This window comes from Streptococcus sp. 27098_8_86 (genome assembly GCF_041432595.1).
Lineage (GTDB): Bacteria > Bacillota > Bacilli > Lactobacillales > Streptococcaceae > Streptococcus > Streptococcus pneumoniae_F.
Window position 1 is genome coordinate 78,897 of record NZ_JAPVZW010000004.1, and the last position, 19,483, is coordinate 98,379.

The following is a 19,483-nucleotide window of genomic DNA, read 5'->3' on the forward strand; positions in this document are numbered from 1 at the left end:
GCTATGCGGTGCAATTCAATGGAATGTAAGCACTTTAAAAAAGAGTTATTTTGATTTAAAAATGGTATAATGAGAGAACAATAGAAAGGAAGTATTTATGGAGCAAAAAGAGAAACATTTTAGCCTATCTTGGTTTTTCAAGTGGTTTTTGGATAACAAGGCAATTACGGTATTTTTGGTAACCTTATTATTGGGACTGAATCTTTTTATTTTAAGCAAGATTAGTTTTCTATTTTCACCGGTTCTAGACTTTTTGGCAGTTGTTATGTTGCCAGTCATTCTATCTGGTTTGCTATATTATTTATTAAATCCTATCGTTGATTGGATGGAGAAGCATAAGATTAATCGTGTCATCGCAATCAGTATTGTCTTTGTCATCATCGCTCTCTTTATCATTTGGGGCTTGGCAGTCGCCATTCCAAATCTGCAACGTCAAGTTTTAAGTTTTGCAAGGAATGTTCCAGTCTACCTCGAAGATGCAGACAGAGTTGTTAATGATTTGGTCACCAAGCGTTTACCAGATGATTTCAGACCTCAATTAGAGCAAGTTTTAACAAACTTCTCTAGTCAGGCTACAGTTTGGGCAAGTAAGGTTTCATCTCAGGCAGTCAATTGGGTGAGTGCCTTTATTAGCGGGGCATCTCAAGTGATTGTTGCCTTGATTATCGTTCCTTTCATGCTCTTTTACCTTTTGCGTGATGGGAAAGGCTTGCGTAACTATTTAACCCAATTCATGCCAACGAAATTGAAGGAACCTGTAGGACAGGTTTTGTCAGATGTGAATCAACAGTTGTCCAACTATGTTAGAGGACAAGTAACAGTGGCTATTATTGTAGCAGTAATGTTTATCATCTTCTTCAAGATTATTGGTTTACGCTATGCAGTTACGTTGGGGGTTACTGCTGGTATTTTAAATCTGGTTCCTTATTTGGGTAGCTTCTTAGCCATGCTTCCTGCCCTAGTATTGGGCTTGATTGCTGGGCCAGTCATGCTTTTAAAAGTAGTGATTGTCTTTATCGTAGAACAAACTATTGAAGGCCGTTTTGTCTCTCCATTGATTTTGGGAAGTCAATTAAACATCCATCCTATTAATGTTCTTTTTGTCTTGTTAACTTCAGGATCCATGTTTGGTATCTGGGGAGTCTTGCTCGGTATTCCAGTTTATGCCTCTGCTAAAGTTGTCATTTCAGCAATTTTTGAATGGTATAAGGTAGTCAGTGGCCTATATGAACTAGAGGGAGAGGAAATCAAGAGTGAACAATAGTCAACAGATGTTACAGGCCTTGGAAGAGCAAGATTTAACCAAGGCTGAGCACTATTTCGTCAAAGCTTTAGAAAATGATCCAAGTGACCTTCTGTATGAGTTAGCTACTTATCTTGAAGGGATTGGTTTTTATCCTCAGGCAAAGGAAATTTACCTGAAAATTGTAGAGGATTTTCCAGAGGTTCATCTTAATCTAGCAGCAATTGCTAGCGAGGATGGTCAAATCGAAGAAGCCTTTGCTTATCTTGAAGAAATCCAAGCAGACAGTGACTGGTATGTTTCAGCTTTGGCACTTAAAGCAGACCTCTACCAGCTGGAAGGTTTGACAGATGTGGCGCGTGAGAAATTATTGGAGGCCTTGACTTACTCAGAAGATCCTCTCTTGATATTGGGATTAGCAGAGTTGGATAGTGAGTTGGAAAATTACCAAGAAGCTATTCAAGGTTATGCCCAGTTAGATAATCGTACTATTTATGAGCAAACAGGCATTTCTACCTATCAACGGATTGGCTTTGCCTATGCCCAGTTAGGGAAATTTGAAACAGCTACAGAGTTTTTAGAAAAAGCCCTGGAGTTAGAATACGATGACCTAACAGCTTTTGAGTTGGCCAGTCTTTACTTTGATCGAGAAGAATACCAAAAAGCTGTCCTTTATTTTAAGCAACTTGATACCATTTCACCTGATTTTGAAGGATATGAGTATGGTTACAGTCAGGCCTTACATAAGGAACATCAAGTTCAAGAAGCCCTGCGTATCACTAAGCAAGGCTTAGAGAAAAATCCCTTTGAAACTCGCCTCTTGCTGGCTGCTTCACAATTTTCTTATGAATTGCATGATGCCAGTGGTGCAGAAAACTACCTCCTTACTGCAAAAGAAGACGCTGAGGATACGGAAGAAATCTTACTCCGTCTAGCCACTATTTATCTAGAACAGGAACGTTATGAGGACATTCTAGACTTGCAAAATGATGAGCCAGAGAATCTTTTGACCAAGTGGATGATTGCTCGTTCCTATCAAGAAATGGACGATTTGGATACTGCCTACGAGCATTATCAAGAGTTGGCAGGAGATTTAAAGGATAATCCAGAGTTTCTGGAACACTATATCTATCTCTTGCGTGAATTGGGCTACTTTGAGGAAGCAAAAGTCAATGCTCAAACTTACTTAAAACTGGTTCCAGATGATGTACAAATGCAAGAATTGTATGAGAGATTGCAGGAATAAAATGTTTTAAATCTATATCTTATCATTTTTCATAGTATCATCTACAGGTTATTTTATCTATTGTATGGTGAGAGTATATTTGAGTTGTTGTGTTTGTATTCGAATTTACAATACAATACATAAGAAGTGAGATAAGTAATATTTTTAAAAGTACAATCTTAGATTTTATAACAATAAAAAGAAAAGTTCTCATTTTATAAGAAACTCAGACTGAAAACAAAGCCCTTAGATTAAAAGTTTCTAAGGGCATTTTTTCTAAAGTCGTATAATAGATGTCAGAAAAGTTGTGAGATGTTTGCCATGTTTCATAAAGAAAATCCAGACAATAACCGCAATCAGGTTGTCTTTTACACGCTAGATGAACTCGTTCAGCAAGAACATTTTCTTAGTCAGATTGGACAAGTTATTGATTTTCCTTCATCTATGACTGAATCGTATCCAATAACCACAAATATACTCACAAAGTTTTGATAATCAAGCTAAGTTTATGTGGAAGTTAAGATTGACTTAGATCGGAAAAACCACGGAAAACAGGGCGGGAAATTTTTTTGCATTGAAAAGTATTTTGTAGAGGTTTCAAATTTTTTAAGGATAGGAGATCTGGAGAAATAAAAAAGACAAACACTAGAATAATGTTTGTCTTCGGTATGGAGTTCTCATTTAATGAGAACCTAGTTACAATTAGTTTTTAGAAGCTTCTTGGAATTCTGGGTTTTTCCATGCTTCGTCAATGATAGCTTGTAATTCTTTAGCAGATGCTTGCATTTTTTGAGTTTCTGCGTCGTTCAATGGGATATTTACTGGACGAACAATACCATGTGCCCCAACAACAGCTGGTTGACCGATAAAGACGTTTTTAACTCCGTATTGACCTTCTTGGAATACTGAAAGTGGAAGTACTGCGTTTTCATCGTCAAGGATTGCTTTAGTAATACGAGCAAGAGCTACTGCGATACCGTAGTATGTTGCACCTTTTTTGTTGATGATTGTGTAAGCTGCGTCACGAACACCTTCGAACAATTCAATCAATTCAGCTTCTTGAACATTTTGAGTGTCTTTAAGGAATTCTTCAAGGTTTACACCAGCGATGTTAGCGTGTGACCAAACAGCGAACTCAGAGTCACCGTGTTCACCCATGATGTAGGCGTGCACTGAACGAGCATCAACATCCAATTTTTCAGCAAGTGCTTGACGGAAACGAGCTGAGTCAAGTGAAGTTCCTGAACCGATAACGCGTTCTTTAGGGAAACCAGAGAATTTCCATGTTGAGTAAGTCAAGACGTCAACTGGGTTAGCAGCAACAAGGAAGATACCTTTGAAACCTGATTCAACAACTTGAGTTACGATTGATTTGTTGATAGCAAGGTTTTTACCTACAAGGTCAAGACGAGTTTCACCTGGTTTTTGAGGCGCACCTGCAGTGATTACAACAAGGTCAGCGTCTGCACAGTCAGAGTATTGAGCTGCATAGATTTTTTTAGGTGAAGTGAAAGCAAGGGCGTGACTAAGGTCAAGCGCGTCACCAACAGCTTTTTCATGCAATTGTGGAATTTCGATAATTCCAAGCTCTTGTGCAATTCCTTGGTTAACAAGTGCAAAAGCGTAAGAAGAACCTACAGCACCATCACCGACAAGGATAACTTTTTTGTGTTGTTTAGTTGAAGTCATTATTCTAAACATCTCCTTAATTTTATTCAGGGATTTCCCCAGTTATTTCAATTCTATCACTTTTAAAAAGCTTTGTCACGGATATGCTTTGCAGTTCTTGATGTAAACGTTTTAGTGGTTTTAGATACCTGAAATATGGCGGACATTATGGTATAATATATTTTATACTAATAGTGAAATGAGGCATTTATTAATGCAGGATAAAAATTTAGTGAATGTCAATCTGACAAAGGAGATGAAGACGAGCTTTATCGACTACGCCATGAGTGTTATCGTAGCGCGGGCCCTTCCTGATGTTCGAGATGGCTTGAAACCTGTTCACCGTCGGATTCTCTACGGAATGAATGAATTGGGTGTTACTCCAGATAAACCTCATAAAAAATCTGCTCGTATTACAGGGGATGTTATGGGTAAATATCACCCACACGGGGATTCCTCTATCTATGAAGCCATGGTCCGTATGGCTCAATGGTGGAGTTACCGTTACATGCTTGTAGATGGTCATGGGAACTTTGGTTCCATGGATGGTGATGGTGCTGCCGCCCAGCGTTATACTGAGGCACGTATGAGCAAGATTGCTCTGGAGATGCTTCGTGATATCAACAAAAATACAGTTGATTTCGTTGATAACTATGATGCCAATGAACGGGAACCCTTGGTCTTGCCAGCTCGTTTTCCAAATCTTTTAGTTAATGGAGCTACTGGTATCGCTGTCGGTATGGCGACCAATATTCCACCTCATAACTTGGGTGAAACTATTGATGCTGTGAAGTTGGTCATGGACAATCCTGAAGTGACCACTAAGGATTTGATGGAAGTCTTGCCTGGGCCAGATTTTCCAACTGGTGCCCTGGTTATGGGGAAATCAGGCATTCATAAGGCTTACGAAACTGGTAAAGGTTCTATTGTTCTTCGTTCTCGTACTGAAATTGAAGAAACTAAGACTGGCCGTGAGCGCATCGTTGTAACAGAATTTCCATACATGGTCAATAAAACAAAGGTGCATGAGCATATTGTTCGTTTGGTTCAGGAAAAACGCATTGAGGGCATCACAGCAGTCCGTGATGAGTCAAACCGTGAAGGAGTTCGTTTCGTAATCGAGGTCAAACGAGATGCATCCGCAAATGTTATCCTCAATAACCTCTTCAAGATGACCCAGATGCAAACCAACTTTGGTTTCAATATGCTTGCTATCCAAAATGGTGTACCGAAGATTTTGTCCCTTCGTCAGATTTTGGATGCTTATATCGAACATCAAAAAGAAGTGGTTGTTCGTCGTACCCGTTTTGATAAGGAAAAAGCAGAAGCGCGTGCGCATATCTTAGAAGGTCTCTTAATTGCGCTAGACCATATCGATGAAGTGATTCGTATCATCCGTGCTAGTGAAACGGATGCGGAAGCACAAGCTGAGTTGATGAGTAAATTCAAGCTTTCTGAACGTCAAAGTCAAGCCATTCTTGATATGCGTCTTCGTCGTTTGACTGGATTGGAACGCGATAAGATTCAGTCTGAGTATGATGATCTCTTGGCTCTGATTGCCGATTTAGCAGATATTCTTGCTAAGCCGGAACGTGTTTCTCAAATCATCAAGGATGAATTAGATGAAGTCAAGCGTAAGTTTGGTGACCAACGTCGTACTGAATTGATGGTCGGTGAGGTCTTAAGCCTTGAAGATGAGGATCTAATTGAAGAATCGGATGTTTTGATCACTCTTTCTAACAAAGGTTACATCAAACGTCTAGACCAAGCTGAGTTTACTGCTCAAAAACGTGGGGGTCGCGGTGTTCAAGGAACAGGTGTTAAGGATGATGATTTTGTCCGAGAGTTAGTATCAACTAGCACGCATGATCATTTGCTCTTCTTTACAAATAAAGGACGTGTTTATCGTCTTAAAGGTTATGAAATTCCTGAATATGGCCGTACAGCCAAGGGATTACCGATTGTCAATCTTTTAAAATTGGATGAAGGCGAAAGTATTCAGACTATCATCAATGTTGAATCAGAACGTAGTGATGATGCTTACCTCTTCTTCACAACCCGTCATGGTATTGTGAAGAGAACCAGTGTTAAGGAATTTGCTAACATTCGTCAGAATGGACTCAAGGCTTTGAACCTCAAGGATGAAGATGAGTTGATTAATGTATTGTTGACGGAAGAAGACACGGATATTATCATTGGTACAAAGTTTGGTTATTCAGTTCGCTTTAATCAATCAGCTGTTCGTGGTATGAGTCGTATCGCCACTGGTGTGAAAGGTGTTAACCTTCGTGACGGAGACACAGTTGTTGGTGCTAGTGTGATTACAGACCAGGACGAGGTTCTTATCATCACAGAAAAGGGCTATGGTAAGCGCACAGTTGCGACCGAATATCCAACTAAAGGTCGTGGTGGTAAAGGGATGCAAACCGCTAAGATTACAGAAAAGAACGGTTCTCTTGCTGGTCTTATGACCGTTAAAGGCGATGAAGATTTGATGATTATTACTGATACTGGTGTCATGATTAGAACTAACGTTGCCAATATTTCACAAACAGGTCGCTCAACTATGGGAGTTAAAGTGATGCGCCTGGACCAAGATGCTAAAATTGTAACCTTTACTACGGTTGCAGCGGCAGAAAAAGAAGAAGTTGGGGCAGAAAACGAAACAGAAGGTGAAGCATAATGTCTCATAAAAAGAATAATAAGAAAATCAAACGAAAAAATCTGCTGACAAATATCTTGGCTGTATTTCTCATACTGATCTCTATTGCTTTAATTTTTAATGCAAAGATTCGTGATGCATTTATTGCTTGGAATAGTAATAAATACCAAGTTAGTCAAGTATCAAAAGAAAAAATAGAAGAAAATCAGGACACAGAGGGAAATTTTGATTTTGATTCAGTAAAAGCCATTTCCTCTGAAGCTGTTTTAGCCTCTCAATGGGATAATCAAAAATTACCTGTTATCGGAGGAATTGCAATACCTGAACTTGAAATTAATTTACCTATCTTTAAGGGGATTGCAAATGTTAATCTTTTATATGGTGCGGGTACCATGAAGCGTGACCAAGAAATGGGTAAAGGGAATTATTCATTAGCTAGCCATCATATTTTCACAGGTGATAATGCTAGTCAGATGCTTTTTTCTCCACTAGATCGTGCGAAAAAAGGGATGAAAATTCACTTGACAGATAAGAATAAAGTGTATACCTATGAAATTAGTGAAGTGAAACGAGTTACACCAGATAGAGTAGATGAAATTGATGACCGAACTGGTGTTGATGAAATTACTTTAGTAACTTGTGAGGATGCAGCAGCTACTGAGCGGATCATTGTAAAGGGTGATTTGAAAGAAACAAAAGATTATTCACAAACATCTGACGAAATTTTGACAGCCTTCAATCAACCATATAAACAATTTTATTAGTTCTAAAAGAATCAGTGAAGATTAAGTTTCATTGATTCTTTTAATATTTTCGTAAAATAAACTTTTATGAAATACAGAAAACGTTTCCTTAATTCTAAAGTTTGTGATATAATTATCACAAATAAAAGTTTTAGGAGTTTATTATGGTTTCTTCAGAATTTATCTCAAAGATTGAATTTGCTTGCAAGAAGAAAGAAAGTCTTTATAGTCAAAGCAAATTTAAGTATGCGATTCGTTCGATGTTCGCAGGTGCATTTTTAACCTTCAGTACAGCTGCAGGTGCAGTTGGAGCTGACTTGATTAATAAAATTGCACCGGGTAGTGGACGCTTCCTATTCCCATTTGTCTTTGCTTGGGGATTGGCCTACATTGTTTTCTTGAATGCCGAGTTGGTAACATCAAACATGATGTTCTTAACTGCTGGTAGTTTCTTGAAAAAAATCTCTTGGAGAAAAACAGCTGAGATTTTACTTTACTGTACCTTGTTCAACCTTATTGGGGCCTTGATAGCAGGTTGGGGCTTTGCTCATTCGGCAGCCTATGCACATCTGACTCACGATAGTTTCATCTCAGGGGTTGTTGAGATGAAGTTAGGCCGCTCAAATGAATTAATCTTGCTTGAGGCGATTTTGGCAAATATTTTCGTAAATATTGCGATTCTCTCATTTGTTTTGGTCAAAGATGGCGGCGCTAAACTATGGCTCGTTTTATCAGCAATTTACATGTTTGTATTCTTAACAAACGAGCACATTGCTGCGAACTTTGCTTCTTTTGCAATTGTAAAATTCAGTGTTGCTGCGGATTCAATTGCTAACTTTGGTGTTGGAAATATGCTTCGTCACTGGGGTGTAACCTTCGTTGGAAACTTGATTGGTGGAGGTCTTTTGGTTGGTCTTCCATATGCCTTCCTCAATAAAAACGAAGATACTTATGTAGATTAAGAAAATGAGCACGATTGAGTCGTGCTTTTTTCGTTTTTAAAATAGAGTAATAGCTATTTCTTATATCAAAATATAGAAAACTGATATTTGTAAACTATAACTTAAGGTGCTACAATATCCTTAATCAAACTATTTGGAGGTCGTTTTATGACTCGTGATTTTAAATTTGAAACTTTGCAACTACATGCTGGTCAAGTTGTGGATCCAGCTACCAAGTCTCGTGCAGTGCCAATTTATCAGACAACATCCTTTGTTTTTGATGATACTGAGGAGGCCGCAGATCTTTTTGCCTTGAGAAAGCCAGGTAATATCTATACTCGTATCACCAACCCTACAACAGCTGCCTTTGAAGAAAGAATCGCTGCTCTTGAAGGTGGTGTTGGAGCTCTTGCAACCGCATCAGGTATGGCCGCAGTGACTTATACGATTTTGGCGCTTGCCCATGCTGGTGATCATGTAGTAGCGGCATCAACTATTTACGGCGGGACTTTCAACCTCTTGAAAGAAACCCTTCCTCGTTATGGTATCACAACAACCTTTGTGGATGTGGATAATTTAGAGGAAGTGGAAGCAGCGATCAAAGACAATACCAAGCTTGTATTGATTGAAACCTTGGGCAATCCCTTGATTAACATTCCTGACTTGGAAAAATTGGCTGAGATTGCTCATAAACATCAGATTCCACTAGTTTCGGACAATACTTTTGCTACACCTTATTTGATTAATGTCTTTTCTCACGGTGTAGATATTGCCATTCACTCTGCGACTAAGTTTATCGGTGGACATGGTACAACTATTGGAGGAGTGATCGTTGATAGTGGTCGTTTTGACTGGGCAGCTTCAGGAAAATTCCCTCAATTTGTTGAGGAAGACCCAAGCTATCACAACTTGAGCTATACTCGTGATGTGGGGGCAGCAGCCTTTATTATCGCTGTCCGTGTTCAATTGCTTCGTGATACAGGTGCAGCCTTGTCACCATTCAATGCCTTTCTCTTGCTCCAAGGACTTGAAACCCTGTCACTTCGAGTGGAACGCCATGTACAAAATGCAGAGAAAATTGTTGATTTCCTTGTTAACCATCCTAAGGTAGAAAAGGTCAATTATCCAAAACTTGCAGATAGTCCTTACCATGCCTTGGCTGAGAAATATTTACCAAAAGGTGTCGGTTCAATCTTTACCTTCCATGTCAAAGGTGGGGAGGCCGAAGCCCGCGAGGTAATTGATCATTTAGAAATCTTTTCTGACCTAGCAAATGTGGCAGATGCCAAATCGCTTGTTGTCCATCCAGCAACAACCACTCATGGTCAATTGTCAGAAAAGGACCTAGAAGCAGCAGGTGTTACACCAAACCAAATCCGCTTGTCAATCGGTCTTGAAAATGTAGAAGATTTGATTGAAGACTTGCGCTTGGCCTTGGAAAAAATTTAAAGAAAAAAGAAGATAAACAGTGGGTTTCGACTCACTGTTTTTGATTTTCCCTCAGGCATGATATAATGGTTAAAGAAGTCTAGAAAGAGGAACGATATGAACGAAATCAAATGTCCCAACTGTGGGGAAGTCTTTACAGTAAATGAAAGTCAGTATGCCGAACTTTTATCCCAAGTGAGAACGGCTGAGTTTGATAAGGAACTACACGATCGCATGAAGCAGGAACTGGCCTTGGCAGAGCAAAAGGCCATGAATGAACAACAGTCTAAACTAGCTCAAAAAGACCAAGAAATTGCTCAATTGCAGAGTCAAATCCAAAACTTTGATACAGAAAAAGAATTGGCCAAGAAAGAGGTTGAACAGACAAGCAATCAGGCCTTATTGGCTAAGGATAAGGAAGTACAGTCCTTGGAAAACCAATTGGCGACCTTACGTTTAGAGCATGAAAATCAACTACAGAAGAGCCTCTCCGACCTAGAAAAAGAACGAGACCAGGTTAAAAATCAGCTTCTCTTGCAAGAAAAAGAAAACGAGCTTTCTCTTGCTTCTGTTAAGCAAAACTATGAAGCACAGCTCAAAGCAGCCAGTGAACAAGTCGAATTTTATAAGAATTTCAAGGCACAGCAGTCTACAAAAGCTATCGGGGAAAGTCTGGAACACTATGCAGAGAGTGAGTTTAACAAGGTCCGTAGTTTTGCCTTTCCAAATGCTTACTTTGAAAAGGATAACAAGGTTTCTGCGCGTGGGTCTAAGGGGGACTTTATCTTCCGTGAATGTGATGAAAATGGGGTCGAAATCATTTCCATCATGTTTGAGATGAAAAATGAAGCTGACGGAACAGAGAAGAAGCACAAGAATGCAGATTTTTACAAGGAATTGGACAAGGACCGTCGTGAAAAGAACTGTGAATATGCGGTTTTGGTGACTATGCTTGAGGCCGATAATGACTACTTTAACACAGGGATTGTTGACGTTAGTCACGAGTATGAAAAGATGTATGTGGTTCGTCCTCAATTCTTTATTCAGTTGATTGGGCTCCTGCGTAATGCGGCTCTTAATTCACTAAAATACAAGCAAGAGCTGGCCTTGGTTCGGGAGCAAAATATCGACATTACGAATTTTGAGGAAGACTTGGATGCCTTTAAGTTAGCTTTTGCCAAGAACTATAATTCAGCTTCGACCAACTTTGGTAAAGCAATCGATGAAATCGACAAGGCCATCAAACGCATGGAAGAGGTTAAGAAGTTCCTGACAACATCTGAAAACCAACTCCGCCTCGCAAACAATAAATTGGAAGATGTTTCGGTCAAAAAATTGACTCGAAAAAATCCAACCATGAAAGCGAAATTTGAAGCTCTGAAGGGGGAGTAGTATTACCTTAGAAACAGGAGTTCCTATGAAAAAAACTTTGAAATTATCGGATGTCTATATTGCTTATTTGCCATTAGTTGTGTTTCTTCTTAATCTCCTATATGGTCTTTTAAATATTGAAGGGGTAGGTGACTCAGACTCAAGATATAGTTTATTATTTGGTGTTTTTGGCCTTCTTCCAACAGTCTTAGGCTACGGAATTAGCTTTTTAGCCAATCTTATTGTAGGTATAACTTATGTGATAAAGGCAAAAAATCGAACGAAATGTCTGATTGCATTCCTATTGATTGGCAATATTTTTTTAGCAATTTTTCTGATGTTTGTGCTAAGATTTAAAATGATCGTTTCCTTTGACTTTATAAAAGATATTGACCTTTGGAGTTTCATTTTTTCATTATTTTTATTTCCGTATTTAGATTGGATTTATCAAAAGGTTGAGTACAATCAAAAAGTGAGTAGATTTGTAGTCATTATAGTATTAGCGGGAACTCTTTCTCCATTTCTAGGCAGTGAAATTCAAACTTACTTGAGAAATAATGCCAAAGTACAACAATTACAAGAGTTTTATCATTCTAGGGGGTTGAACTACGAATTAACACTTAAGTCTTCATACTATGATAGTAATATTTCCGATGTAGGTGTCTTTGATGTTTTCGATAAGGGAGTTACATTAAAAGTGGGTGCTAAGTACACGCGTCAAAAATTGAAATATGTTACTTTCATTGATCAAGACTACGGCCTAAAGGAATTTATAGAAAATGCTGTTTCAAGTGATGAAGCTCAAATAGTTCTAAAAGATTTTAAGTCAGTAGTAGAAGATGCTATAAAAAAGAAAGGTTATGATTTATCTGTATTTGATGCTGAAGATCAACCATTAGCTAGCCCAGGTTTTCAAATATCACGTTCGTTTAGAATCACTTCTTTTATTAAAGAAAAAGCAGCTCAAAATCAAAACTCATCTAGTCCAGAAAAACAAGCATTTGGAGGATATGCAGCAATTTCTCTTAAAGACTATATGAAAGAGGGAGCCCTTCGTTTATGTTTAACACTTAGTGAACGTGACAAATTGAAGTTAGATGACATTGATTTTTCAGGACTTTCCGATGGACACTACATGATCAATAATGACTATTTTATAGTTAACAACGGAATGTATACAATAGTTGAAGATGAAGGTGATTTTGAAAATTTTTTACTGAGAGAATCTAGTAAACAATTTTATTCGGAGGATTTTTATAAAATTGAAAAGCTTGATTAAATTATTAGCAAATAAAGATGTAAAATTTCTTTATAATATTTGTATTCGATTATCTTCATATTTAGTAGTTGTTGCAGTTTATATAGCAATTTTGGGTTTGTTTTTATTGTTTAAACAGAATATTATTGCAGTACGTTATCTGTTATTTTTGTCAGTATTATTTATAGTTATTGGCATCTTTTTAAATTTATTGACATGGAAAGTTCTTCTATATTGGAAGGTGGTTTTGATTGATTTTAAGAAATATCAATCTTTCTAATATTTCTAAAAAAAATAGAAAAATATTTGAATTGAAGAAATTATATTATGATTTTCTATCTTCTATCCATATTCAAGATGAGCAAAATATTGCTTTCTTTGAGGAACAATTGTCCAAGGCGCCAGATTCGAAAGATGGTAAGGCTAAACTCGTTGCTAAAGCTCAAGCCATAAAAGATATTGTGTTCAATAAAGAAGCGAACGACTACTTCGACACCACTGAACCTGAAAATAAGCTAGCTCGAATCATATTTTCTTATTATGGCGCTCTCAATGCCCAATTAAAAGGAGATGAAGCTCGTGCCCGTAGTTTGTTTGAAAGTATCGCCCATGAAAATCCAGAACTCTTTTATGTTCAGGAAGCGAAAAAATATTTAGAATCAGTGAAATGAGAGTAATATATGAAATTAATTAAAAAAATAGTAAGTAGGGCGACAGAAAACACTCTTCTACAACTTGATAGGGTTATTCTAATTTGCGTATTTTTAGTCTTAGTTGTTGATGCGATGGCAGTATTTTTAGTATTTCAAAGCAATTTGGAAATATTGGGACTCATATTATTAGTTATTGACTTTTTTGCTCTTGTCTTTGTATTTTATTTAAGATTTGTATCTAGCAAAGTTATTGTTCTAGTGTTACACGATTCTATTGATCTTAAGCTATATGAAGACATGTTAAGAGTTCAATCAGAAAAATCTATTAAGCCCTTTAGGGCAACATATCGTGAGAATTACCAAATTATCCAAGGTCGAGTGGCTTATTTAAAAGGAGATTTTCAAGCTGCCAAGGAAAATATGTCCAAATATGATTTGAAAAAAATTTGGAAGAGATTCAGAACCCCTGCGTTTTTAATATCAAGCTTTGAACTATTAACAGTTTCCATTCATCTTCAAGATGCGCAAGATATTGCTTTCTTTGAGGAACAATTGTCCAAGGCACCAGATTTTAAAGGAGGCAAAGCTATACTTGTTGCTCAAGCCCAAGCCATAAAAGATATTGTGTTCAATAAAGAAGTGAACGACTACTTCGACATTACTGAACCAGAAAGTAAGTTAGCTCGAATCATGTTTTCTTATTATGGAGCTCTCAATGCCCAGCTAAAAGGAGATGAAGCTCGTGCCCGTAGTTTGTTTGAAAGCATTGCCCATGAAAATCCAGAGCTCTTTTATGTTCAGGAAGCTAGGAAGTATTTAGAAAAATGAGCTGATATAGTTTTAAAATCTGTCTAAGATAGAATATGTTGATGTAAAGTGAAAAGGGAATTAGAAAGCAAGATATGAACGGTATTATCAACTTAAAAAAAGAAGCAGGGATGACCTCGCATGATGCGGTTTTTAAACTGCGTAAGATTTTGGGAACTAAGAAGATTGGTCATGGTGGGACCTTGGATCCGGATGTGGTGGGTGTTTTGCCTATTGCAGTTGGCAAGGCAACCCGCATGGTCGAGTTCATGCAGGATGATGGCAAGGTCTATGAGGGGGAAATCACTCTTGGCTATTCAACGACGACAGAGGATGCCAGTGGGGAAGTGGTTGCAGAGACGCCTGTTTTGTCGCACTTGGATGAAAAGCTTGTTGATGAAGCAATTGCCAGTCTGACAGGACCTATTATTCAGATTCCGCCTATGTACTCTGCGGTTAAGGTTAATGGTCGCAAGCTCTATGAGTATGCGCGTGCTGGTCAGGAAGTTGAGCGTCCAGAACGTCAGGTGACCATTTATCAATTTGAACGGACAAGTCCGATTTCTTATGAGGGTCATCTTGCACGCTTTAATTTTCGTGTAAAATGCAGTAAAGGGACTTACATCCGTACCTTGTCGGTTGACTTAGGAGAAAAACTTGGCTATGCTGCCCATATGTCTCAGTTAACTCGTACTAGTGCTGCTGGCTTACAATTAGAAGACGCACTTACCTTGGAAGAAATTGCTGGGAAAGTGGAGGCTGGCCAATTGGACTTTTTCCATCCTCTAGAGATTGGGACAGGGGACCTTGTCAAAGTTTTCCTAAGTCCAGAAGAGGCTACAGAAGTGCGCTTTGGTCGTTTTATAGAACTCGAACAAACAGAACAAGAATTAGCTGCCTTTGAAGATGATAAATTGCTAGCCATTCTAGAAAAACGGGACAATCTCTACAAGCCAAGGAAGGTTTTTAGCTAGTCTAACTGAGGTGTAGGGAGTGTTGTTTCCCCTAGACTATCCAAATCAGACTATAAATTTTGCAAAAAATGTGATAGAATAGACGACGGATAAAAAAACGGAGGATAGCATGCAAAATAGACCAATCATTATCGGAGTGACAGGTGGTTCTGGTGGAGGTAAGACCAGTGTTTCAAGAGCCATTTTATCGCATTTCCCTGATGAAAAGATTTCCATGATTGAGCATGACTCATACTACAAGGATCAGTCTCATTTGACCTTTGAAGAGCGTGTCAAAACCAACTACGACCATCCTTTTGCCTTTGATACAGACTTGATGATCGAGCAGATTAAGGAATTGTTGGCAGGGCGTCCGGTGGACATTCCGACTTACGACTATACAGAGCATACACGAAGCAGCAAGACTTATCGTCAGGAGCCTCAAGATGTCTTTATCGTTGAGGGGATTTTGGTCTTGGAGGATAAGCGTCTGCGCGATTTGATGGATATTAAGATTTTTGTGGATACGGATGATGATGTGCGCATTATTCGTCGTATCAAGCGTGATATGGAAGAGCGTGGCCGTAGCCTTGATAGCGTCATTGACCAGTACTTAGGTGTGGTTAAACCTATGTATCATCAGTTTATCGAACCAACCAAGCGTTATGCTGATATCGTCATTCCTGAAGGGGTCAGCAATACCGTGGCTATTGACCTGTTGACAACCAAAATTGAAAAGATTTTGGATGAAGCTCGAAATAGCAAATAATCAGATGTGGAGGCCTTGCCTCCTTTTTCTATTTTTCCCTCATAATGGTACATAAATGGAGATTTTTAGGCATATTTTTGGTATAATAATACCCATGAAAGAGCAAGAAAATGAATAGTAGGTGGAGATGGAAAAGTATTTATCGGTAACAACTTTGACCAAGTATCTGAAAATGAAATTCGATAAAGACCCTTATTTGGAACGGGTCTATTTAACTGGTCAAGTTTCCAACTTTCGTAAACGACCTACTCACCAATATTTCTCCCTAAAAGATGACCATGCAGTTATCCAAGCGACCATCTGGTCTGGGATTTATCAGAAATTAGGCTTCGAACTGGAAGAAGGGATGAAAATCAATGTGATCGGGCGCGTACAGGTCTACGAACCAAGTGGTAGCTACTCCATTATCATTGAAAAGGCAGAGCCTGATGGGGTTGGGGCGCTTGCGATTCAGTTTGAACAACTCAAGAAAAAATTGACAGAAGAAGGCCTGTTTCAAGAACGCTTCAAGCAACCTCTGCCCCAATTTTCTAAGAGAATTGGTGTAGTGACAAGTCGTAGTGGAGCCGTTATTCGAGATATTATCACGACTGTCAGCAGGCGATTTCCAGGTGTGGATATTCTTCTCTATCCGACCAAGGTTCAAGGTGAAGGTTCTGCGGAGGAAATTGCTCGAAATATTACGCGTGCTAATCAACGAGACGATTTGGATTTGCTGATTATTGGTCGTGGTGGTGGTTCCATAGAGGATCTCTGGGCCTTTAACGAAGAAATTGTGGTACGGGCTATTTTTGAGTCTCGTTTGCCAGTTATTTCTAGTGTGGGGCATGAGACGGATGTGACCTTGGCAGATTTTGTGGCAGATAGACGCGCTGCGACGCCAACAGCTGCAGCTGAACTGGCAACACCTGTGACCAAGTTGGATATATTGGCTCATTTGCAAAATCAGGAAAAACGGATGGCAACAGCAGTCCGAAATGTCCTATCGAAGAAACAAGAAGCTTTGAAAAAATGCAGTCAGTCTGTTATCTTTAGACAGCCAGAGCGCTTGTATGATGGCTATTTGCAACGCTTGGATCAGCTGCAACTGCGCTTAAAACAAAGTTTGCGAACACGGATTTCTGATAACAAACAAGTCGTCCAAGAAAGGACGCATCGACTGGTACAATTATCACCTGTTACTAAAATACAACGTTATCAAGATCGTCTTGGTCAGTTGGACAAGCTCCTCCGTAGTCAAATGGCTTTGGTTTATGATGCCAAGGTTGCTGAGGTGAAACGACTTTCGGAAGCCTTGCTGATGTTGGATACCAGTCGAATCGTGGCACGAGGTTATGCTATTGTCAAAAAAGAAGATTCCGTAGTTGATTCAGTTGAGAATTTAAAGAAAACAGACCAAGTGACGCTTTTGATGCGAGATGGTCAAGTAGAATTAGAGGTTAAAGATGTCAAAACAAAAGAAATTTGAGGAAAATCTAGCAGAACTGGAAAGCATTGTCCAAAGTTTGGAAAATGGTGAAATTGCTCTGGAAGATGCGATTACTGCCTTTCAAAAGGGTATGGTCTTGTCAAAAGAACTCCAAGCGACGCTGGACAAGGCTGAAAAGACCTTGGTCAAGGTCATGCAAGAAGACGGAATAGAAAGTGATTTTGAATGAAGAAGCAAGAAAAATTAGCTCTTGTCGAGTCGGCTTTGGAAGACTTGTATGGAGACCAGCAGTTTGCCTCTAGTTTGCGAGAGTCTGTTCTCTATTCCATTCATGCTGGTGGCAAGCGTATTCGACCCTTTCTCTTGTTAGAAGTTCTGGAAGCCTTACAAGTTACCATCAAACCTGCTCACGCGCAGGTGGCTGCGGCCCTGGAAATGATTCATACAGGGAGCTTGATTCATGATGATCTTCCAGCTATGGATGATGATGATTACCGTCGGGGACGCTTGACCAATCACAAAAAATTCGGTGAAGCTATGGCCATTTTGGCTGGAGATGCTTTATTCCTAGATCCTTATGCCTTGATAGCGCAGGCAGATTTGCCAAGTCAGATCAAGGTGGACTTGATTGCTAACTTATCCCTAGCTTCAGGAAGTCTGGGCATGGTGGCAGGGCAGGTTTTGGACATGGAGGGTGAACACCAGCATTTGTCTTTGGAAGAACTCCAGACTATTCATGCTAATAAGACTGGAAAATTACTAGCTTATCCCTTCCAAGCAGCTGCTATTATAGCCGAATTGGCACCTGAGATGCAGGCAAAGCTGAAAACTATTGGGGAATTGATTGGACTTGCTTTTCAAGTTCGAGATGATGTACTGGATGTGACAGCTAGTTTTGAGGAAATCGGCAAGACACCGCAAAAGGACTTGCAGGCAGAAAAGTCAACCTATCCAGCCTTGTTGGGCTTGGAAGAGGCTATTGCCTTTTGTAACCAAACACTGGATCAAGCTAATGCCAAATTAGAAGACATTGCCCAGCAGGTTCCTTTTGAAACAGAATCGATTGTAAAAGTAGTAGAAAGTTTGAGAATCAATGGCTAAGGAAAGAGTGGATGTACTAGCTTATAAACAGGGTTTGTTTGAAACGAGAGAGCAGGCCAAGCGTGGTGTCATGGCTGGCCTAGTCGTAGCAGTCCTTAATGGAGAACGGTTTGACAAACCAGGAGAGAAAATTTCCGATGACACTGAGCTGAAACTCAAGGGGGAGAAACTCAAGTATGTTAGCCGTGGTGGTTTGAAACTGGAGAAGGCCTTGCAGACCTTTGATTTGTCAGTAGAAGGGGCAACAACGATTGATATCGGTGCCTCTACTGGAGGTTTTACCGATGTTATGTTGCAAAATGGTGCTGAGTTAGTCTTTGCAGTCGATGTCGGTACCAATCAATTGGCTTGGAAACTACGCCAAGACCCACGGGTTGTCAGTATGGAGCAGTTCAATTTCCGCTATGCTGAAAAGACTGATTTCGAGCAGGAACCGAGCTTTGCCAGCATTGACGTGAGTTTCATTTCCCTCAGTCTGATTCTTCCGGCCTTGCATCGTGTCTTGGCTGATCAAGGTCAGGTTGTGGCTCTGGTTAAGCCCCAGTTTGAGGCAGGACGTGAGCAGATTGGGAAAAATGGAATTATTCGAGATGCTAAAGTTCATCAGAATGTCCTTGAATCTGTAACAGCTATGGCAGCAGAGGAAGGCTTTTCAGTCCTTGGATTGGATTTTTCTCCTATCCAAGGCGGTCATGGAAATATTGAGTTTTTAGTGTATTTGAAAAAAGAAGAGTCAGCAAGCAATCAGGTTCTTACTGAAATTGAAGAAGTAGTAGAGAGGGCGCATAGTCAATTTAAAAATGAATAAAAAAGAGAGACTTGAAAAAATTAGACGATTTGTGACAGATTATCAAATCGGTACACAAGAAGAAATTGTAGAACATTTGAAAGAGGCAGGGATCACTGCCACTCAGGCAACAGTATCACGGGATATCAAAGAGCTAGGCATTGTCAAAATTCCTTTGAGAGACAACACCTATGTCTATGAATTGCCAAAATCAATCGTAAAAAGTTTGCAACTGGCTGAAGACAATATTGAATCAGCTGAATTGATGGACAAGATGATCAATCTCCAAGTCATTCCAGGAAATACAGCTTTTGTAAAAGCTCAGTTAATCGAGACTTTTGCTGACAAGATTTTTAGCTGTTTAGCTGATGATAGCTCGATTTTAGTCATTGCCAGAAGTGAAAGTCTAGCTGAGGAAATCTTTGAACAAGTAAAAAATTGGTAG

17 protein-coding genes and 1 pseudogene are annotated in these 19,483 nt (G+C 39.3%); 17 read left to right on the top strand and 1 reads right to left on the bottom strand.

What is annotated here, in order from left to right; genetic code table 11:
• Window positions 1-97 precede the first annotated feature (97 nt).
• Both O3616_RS05205 and O3616_RS05210 read left to right on the top strand, forming a co-directional pair.
• Window positions 98-1,264, top strand: coding sequence for an AI-2E family transporter (locus O3616_RS05205; protein WP_049511091.1), 1,167 nt, complete (start codon window positions 98-100; stop codon window positions 1,262-1,264).
• Window positions 1,254-2,489, top strand: coding sequence for a tetratricopeptide repeat protein (locus O3616_RS05210; RefSeq protein ID WP_371638294.1), 1,236 nt, complete (start codon window positions 1,254-1,256; stop codon window positions 2,487-2,489). The genes O3616_RS05205 and O3616_RS05210 overlap by 11 nt, the downstream gene beginning before the upstream one ends.
• 681 nt (window positions 2,490-3,170) lie before the next feature.
• Here the strand turns inward: O3616_RS05210 and O3616_RS05215 are convergent.
• The gene (locus tag O3616_RS05215; protein ID WP_023942623.1) at window positions 3,171-4,157 is read right to left on the bottom strand and encodes an L-lactate dehydrogenase; all 987 of its coding nucleotides are present in this window, start codon (window positions 4,155-4,157) and stop codon (window positions 3,171-3,173) included.
• Between the two features lie 193 nt (window positions 4,158-4,350).
• On the opposite strand from O3616_RS05215, the gene gyrA reads away from it, so the two are divergent.
• The 15 genes and pseudogenes from gyrA to O3616_RS05290 all read left to right on the top strand — a co-directional run bounded on the left by gyrA (window position 4,351) and on the right by O3616_RS05290 (window position 19,483).
• Window positions 4,351-6,819, top strand: coding sequence for a DNA gyrase subunit A (gene gyrA, locus O3616_RS05220; RefSeq protein ID WP_371638295.1), 2,469 nt, complete (start codon window positions 4,351-4,353; stop codon window positions 6,817-6,819).
• A complete protein-coding gene (locus O3616_RS05225) occupies window positions 6,819-7,562 on the top strand; it encodes a class A sortase (RefSeq protein ID WP_033681684.1) in 744 nt (247 codons plus the stop codon). Before gyrA ends, O3616_RS05225 begins: the two co-directional genes overlap by 1 nt.
• A 143-nt stretch (window positions 7,563-7,705) precedes the next feature.
• Window positions 7,706-8,503 (top strand): formate/nitrite transporter family protein, encoded by a 798-nt coding sequence (locus O3616_RS05230; RefSeq protein ID WP_268726998.1) that lies wholly within the window; start codon window positions 7,706-7,708, stop codon window positions 8,501-8,503.
• A gap of 147 nt (window positions 8,504-8,650) precedes the next feature.
• Window positions 8,651-9,931 (top strand): O-acetylhomoserine aminocarboxypropyltransferase/cysteine synthase family protein, encoded by a 1,281-nt coding sequence (locus tag O3616_RS05235; protein ID WP_371638296.1) that lies wholly within the window; start codon window positions 8,651-8,653, stop codon window positions 9,929-9,931.
• A 96-nt stretch (window positions 9,932-10,027) separates the two neighbouring features.
• Window positions 10,028-11,302 carry a DUF2130 domain-containing protein gene (locus O3616_RS05240; RefSeq protein ID WP_371638297.1) on the top strand — a complete coding sequence of 425 codons (1,275 nt, stop codon included), beginning with the start codon at window positions 10,028-10,030 and terminating at the stop codon, window positions 11,300-11,302.
• Between the two features lie 25 nt (window positions 11,303-11,327).
• Window positions 11,328-12,560, top strand: a complete 1,233-nt coding sequence (locus O3616_RS05245) for a glutamyl-tRNA amidotransferase (RefSeq protein ID WP_308696676.1) — start codon at window positions 11,328-11,330, stop codon at window positions 12,558-12,560.
• Between the two features lie 263 nt (window positions 12,561-12,823).
• Window positions 12,824-13,210 (top strand): annotated as a pseudogene (locus O3616_RS05250) (hypothetical protein); the annotation flags it as partial.
• A gap of 9 nt (window positions 13,211-13,219) precedes the next feature.
• Entirely contained in the window at window positions 13,220-14,020 is an 801-nt protein-coding gene (locus O3616_RS05255) for a hypothetical protein (RefSeq protein WP_371638298.1), read from the top strand.
• A gap of 74 nt (window positions 14,021-14,094) precedes the next feature.
• Window positions 14,095-14,973 carry a tRNA pseudouridine(55) synthase TruB gene (gene truB, locus O3616_RS05260; RefSeq protein WP_371638299.1) on the top strand — a complete coding sequence of 293 codons (879 nt, stop codon included), beginning with the start codon at window positions 14,095-14,097 and terminating at the stop codon, window positions 14,971-14,973.
• A 109-nt stretch (window positions 14,974-15,082) separates the two neighbouring features.
• Entirely contained in the window at window positions 15,083-15,721 is a 639-nt protein-coding gene (udk, locus tag O3616_RS05265; RefSeq protein WP_125431907.1) for a uridine kinase, read from the top strand.
• Window positions 15,722-15,848: 127 nt separating this feature from the next.
• Window positions 15,849-17,189: an exodeoxyribonuclease VII large subunit gene (xseA, locus tag O3616_RS05270; protein WP_371638300.1), complete on the top strand. Its 1,341-nt coding sequence runs from the start codon at window positions 15,849-15,851 to the stop codon at window positions 17,187-17,189.
• On the top strand, window positions 17,167-17,379 hold the full coding sequence (locus O3616_RS05275) for an exodeoxyribonuclease VII small subunit (protein WP_045611517.1): 213 nt from the start codon (window positions 17,167-17,169) through the stop codon (window positions 17,377-17,379). Before xseA ends, O3616_RS05275 begins: the two co-directional genes overlap by 23 nt.
• On the top strand, window positions 17,376-18,251 hold the full coding sequence (locus O3616_RS05280; RefSeq protein ID WP_371638301.1) for a polyprenyl synthetase family protein: 876 nt from the start codon (window positions 17,376-17,378) through the stop codon (window positions 18,249-18,251). The genes O3616_RS05275 and O3616_RS05280 overlap by 4 nt, the downstream gene beginning before the upstream one ends.
• Window positions 18,244-19,059 carry a TlyA family RNA methyltransferase gene (locus O3616_RS05285; protein ID WP_371638302.1) on the top strand — a complete coding sequence of 272 codons (816 nt, stop codon included), beginning with the start codon at window positions 18,244-18,246 and terminating at the stop codon, window positions 19,057-19,059. The genes O3616_RS05280 and O3616_RS05285 overlap by 8 nt, the downstream gene beginning before the upstream one ends.
• Complete coding sequence (locus O3616_RS05290) at window positions 19,052-19,483, top strand: arginine repressor (protein ID WP_020900686.1); 432 nt, start codon at window positions 19,052-19,054, stop codon at window positions 19,481-19,483. Before O3616_RS05285 ends, O3616_RS05290 begins: the two co-directional genes overlap by 8 nt.

Excerpts from the sequence above, each read along its gene's own strand:
- gyrA (WP_371638295.1), top strand. The coding sequence starts at position 4,351 with ATGCAGGATAAAAATTTAGTGAATGTCAATCTGACAAAGGAGATGAAG.
- O3616_RS05235 (WP_371638296.1), top strand. The coding sequence starts at position 8,651 with ATGACTCGTGATTTTAAATTTGAAACTTTGCAACTACATGCTGGTCAA.
- O3616_RS05230 (WP_268726998.1), top strand. The coding sequence starts at position 7,706 with ATGGTTTCTTCAGAATTTATCTCAAAGATTGAATTTGCTTGCAAGAAG.
- O3616_RS05285 (WP_371638302.1), top strand. The coding sequence starts at position 18,244 with ATGGCTAAGGAAAGAGTGGATGTACTAGCTTATAAACAGGGTTTGTTT.
- O3616_RS05215 (WP_023942623.1), bottom strand. The coding sequence starts at position 4,157 with ATGACTTCAACTAAACAACACAAAAAAGTTATCCTTGTCGGTGATGGT.
- udk (WP_125431907.1), top strand. The coding sequence starts at position 15,083 with ATGCAAAATAGACCAATCATTATCGGAGTGACAGGTGGTTCTGGTGGA.
- truB (WP_371638299.1), top strand. The coding sequence starts at position 14,095 with ATGAACGGTATTATCAACTTAAAAAAAGAAGCAGGGATGACCTCGCAT.
- O3616_RS05240 (WP_371638297.1), top strand. The coding sequence starts at position 10,028 with ATGAACGAAATCAAATGTCCCAACTGTGGGGAAGTCTTTACAGTAAAT.
- O3616_RS05205 (WP_049511091.1), top strand. The coding sequence starts at position 98 with ATGGAGCAAAAAGAGAAACATTTTAGCCTATCTTGGTTTTTCAAGTGG.
- O3616_RS05275 (WP_045611517.1), top strand. The coding sequence starts at position 17,167 with ATGTCAAAACAAAAGAAATTTGAGGAAAATCTAGCAGAACTGGAAAGC.
- xseA (WP_371638300.1), top strand. The coding sequence starts at position 15,849 with ATGGAAAAGTATTTATCGGTAACAACTTTGACCAAGTATCTGAAAATG.
- O3616_RS05290 (WP_020900686.1), top strand. The coding sequence starts at position 19,052 with ATGAATAAAAAAGAGAGACTTGAAAAAATTAGACGATTTGTGACAGAT.
- O3616_RS05255 (WP_371638298.1), top strand. The coding sequence starts at position 13,220 with ATGAAATTAATTAAAAAAATAGTAAGTAGGGCGACAGAAAACACTCTT.
- O3616_RS05245 (WP_308696676.1), top strand. The coding sequence starts at position 11,328 with ATGAAAAAAACTTTGAAATTATCGGATGTCTATATTGCTTATTTGCCA.
- O3616_RS05280 (WP_371638301.1), top strand. The coding sequence starts at position 17,376 with ATGAAGAAGCAAGAAAAATTAGCTCTTGTCGAGTCGGCTTTGGAAGAC.
- O3616_RS05225 (WP_033681684.1), top strand. The coding sequence starts at position 6,819 with ATGTCTCATAAAAAGAATAATAAGAAAATCAAACGAAAAAATCTGCTG.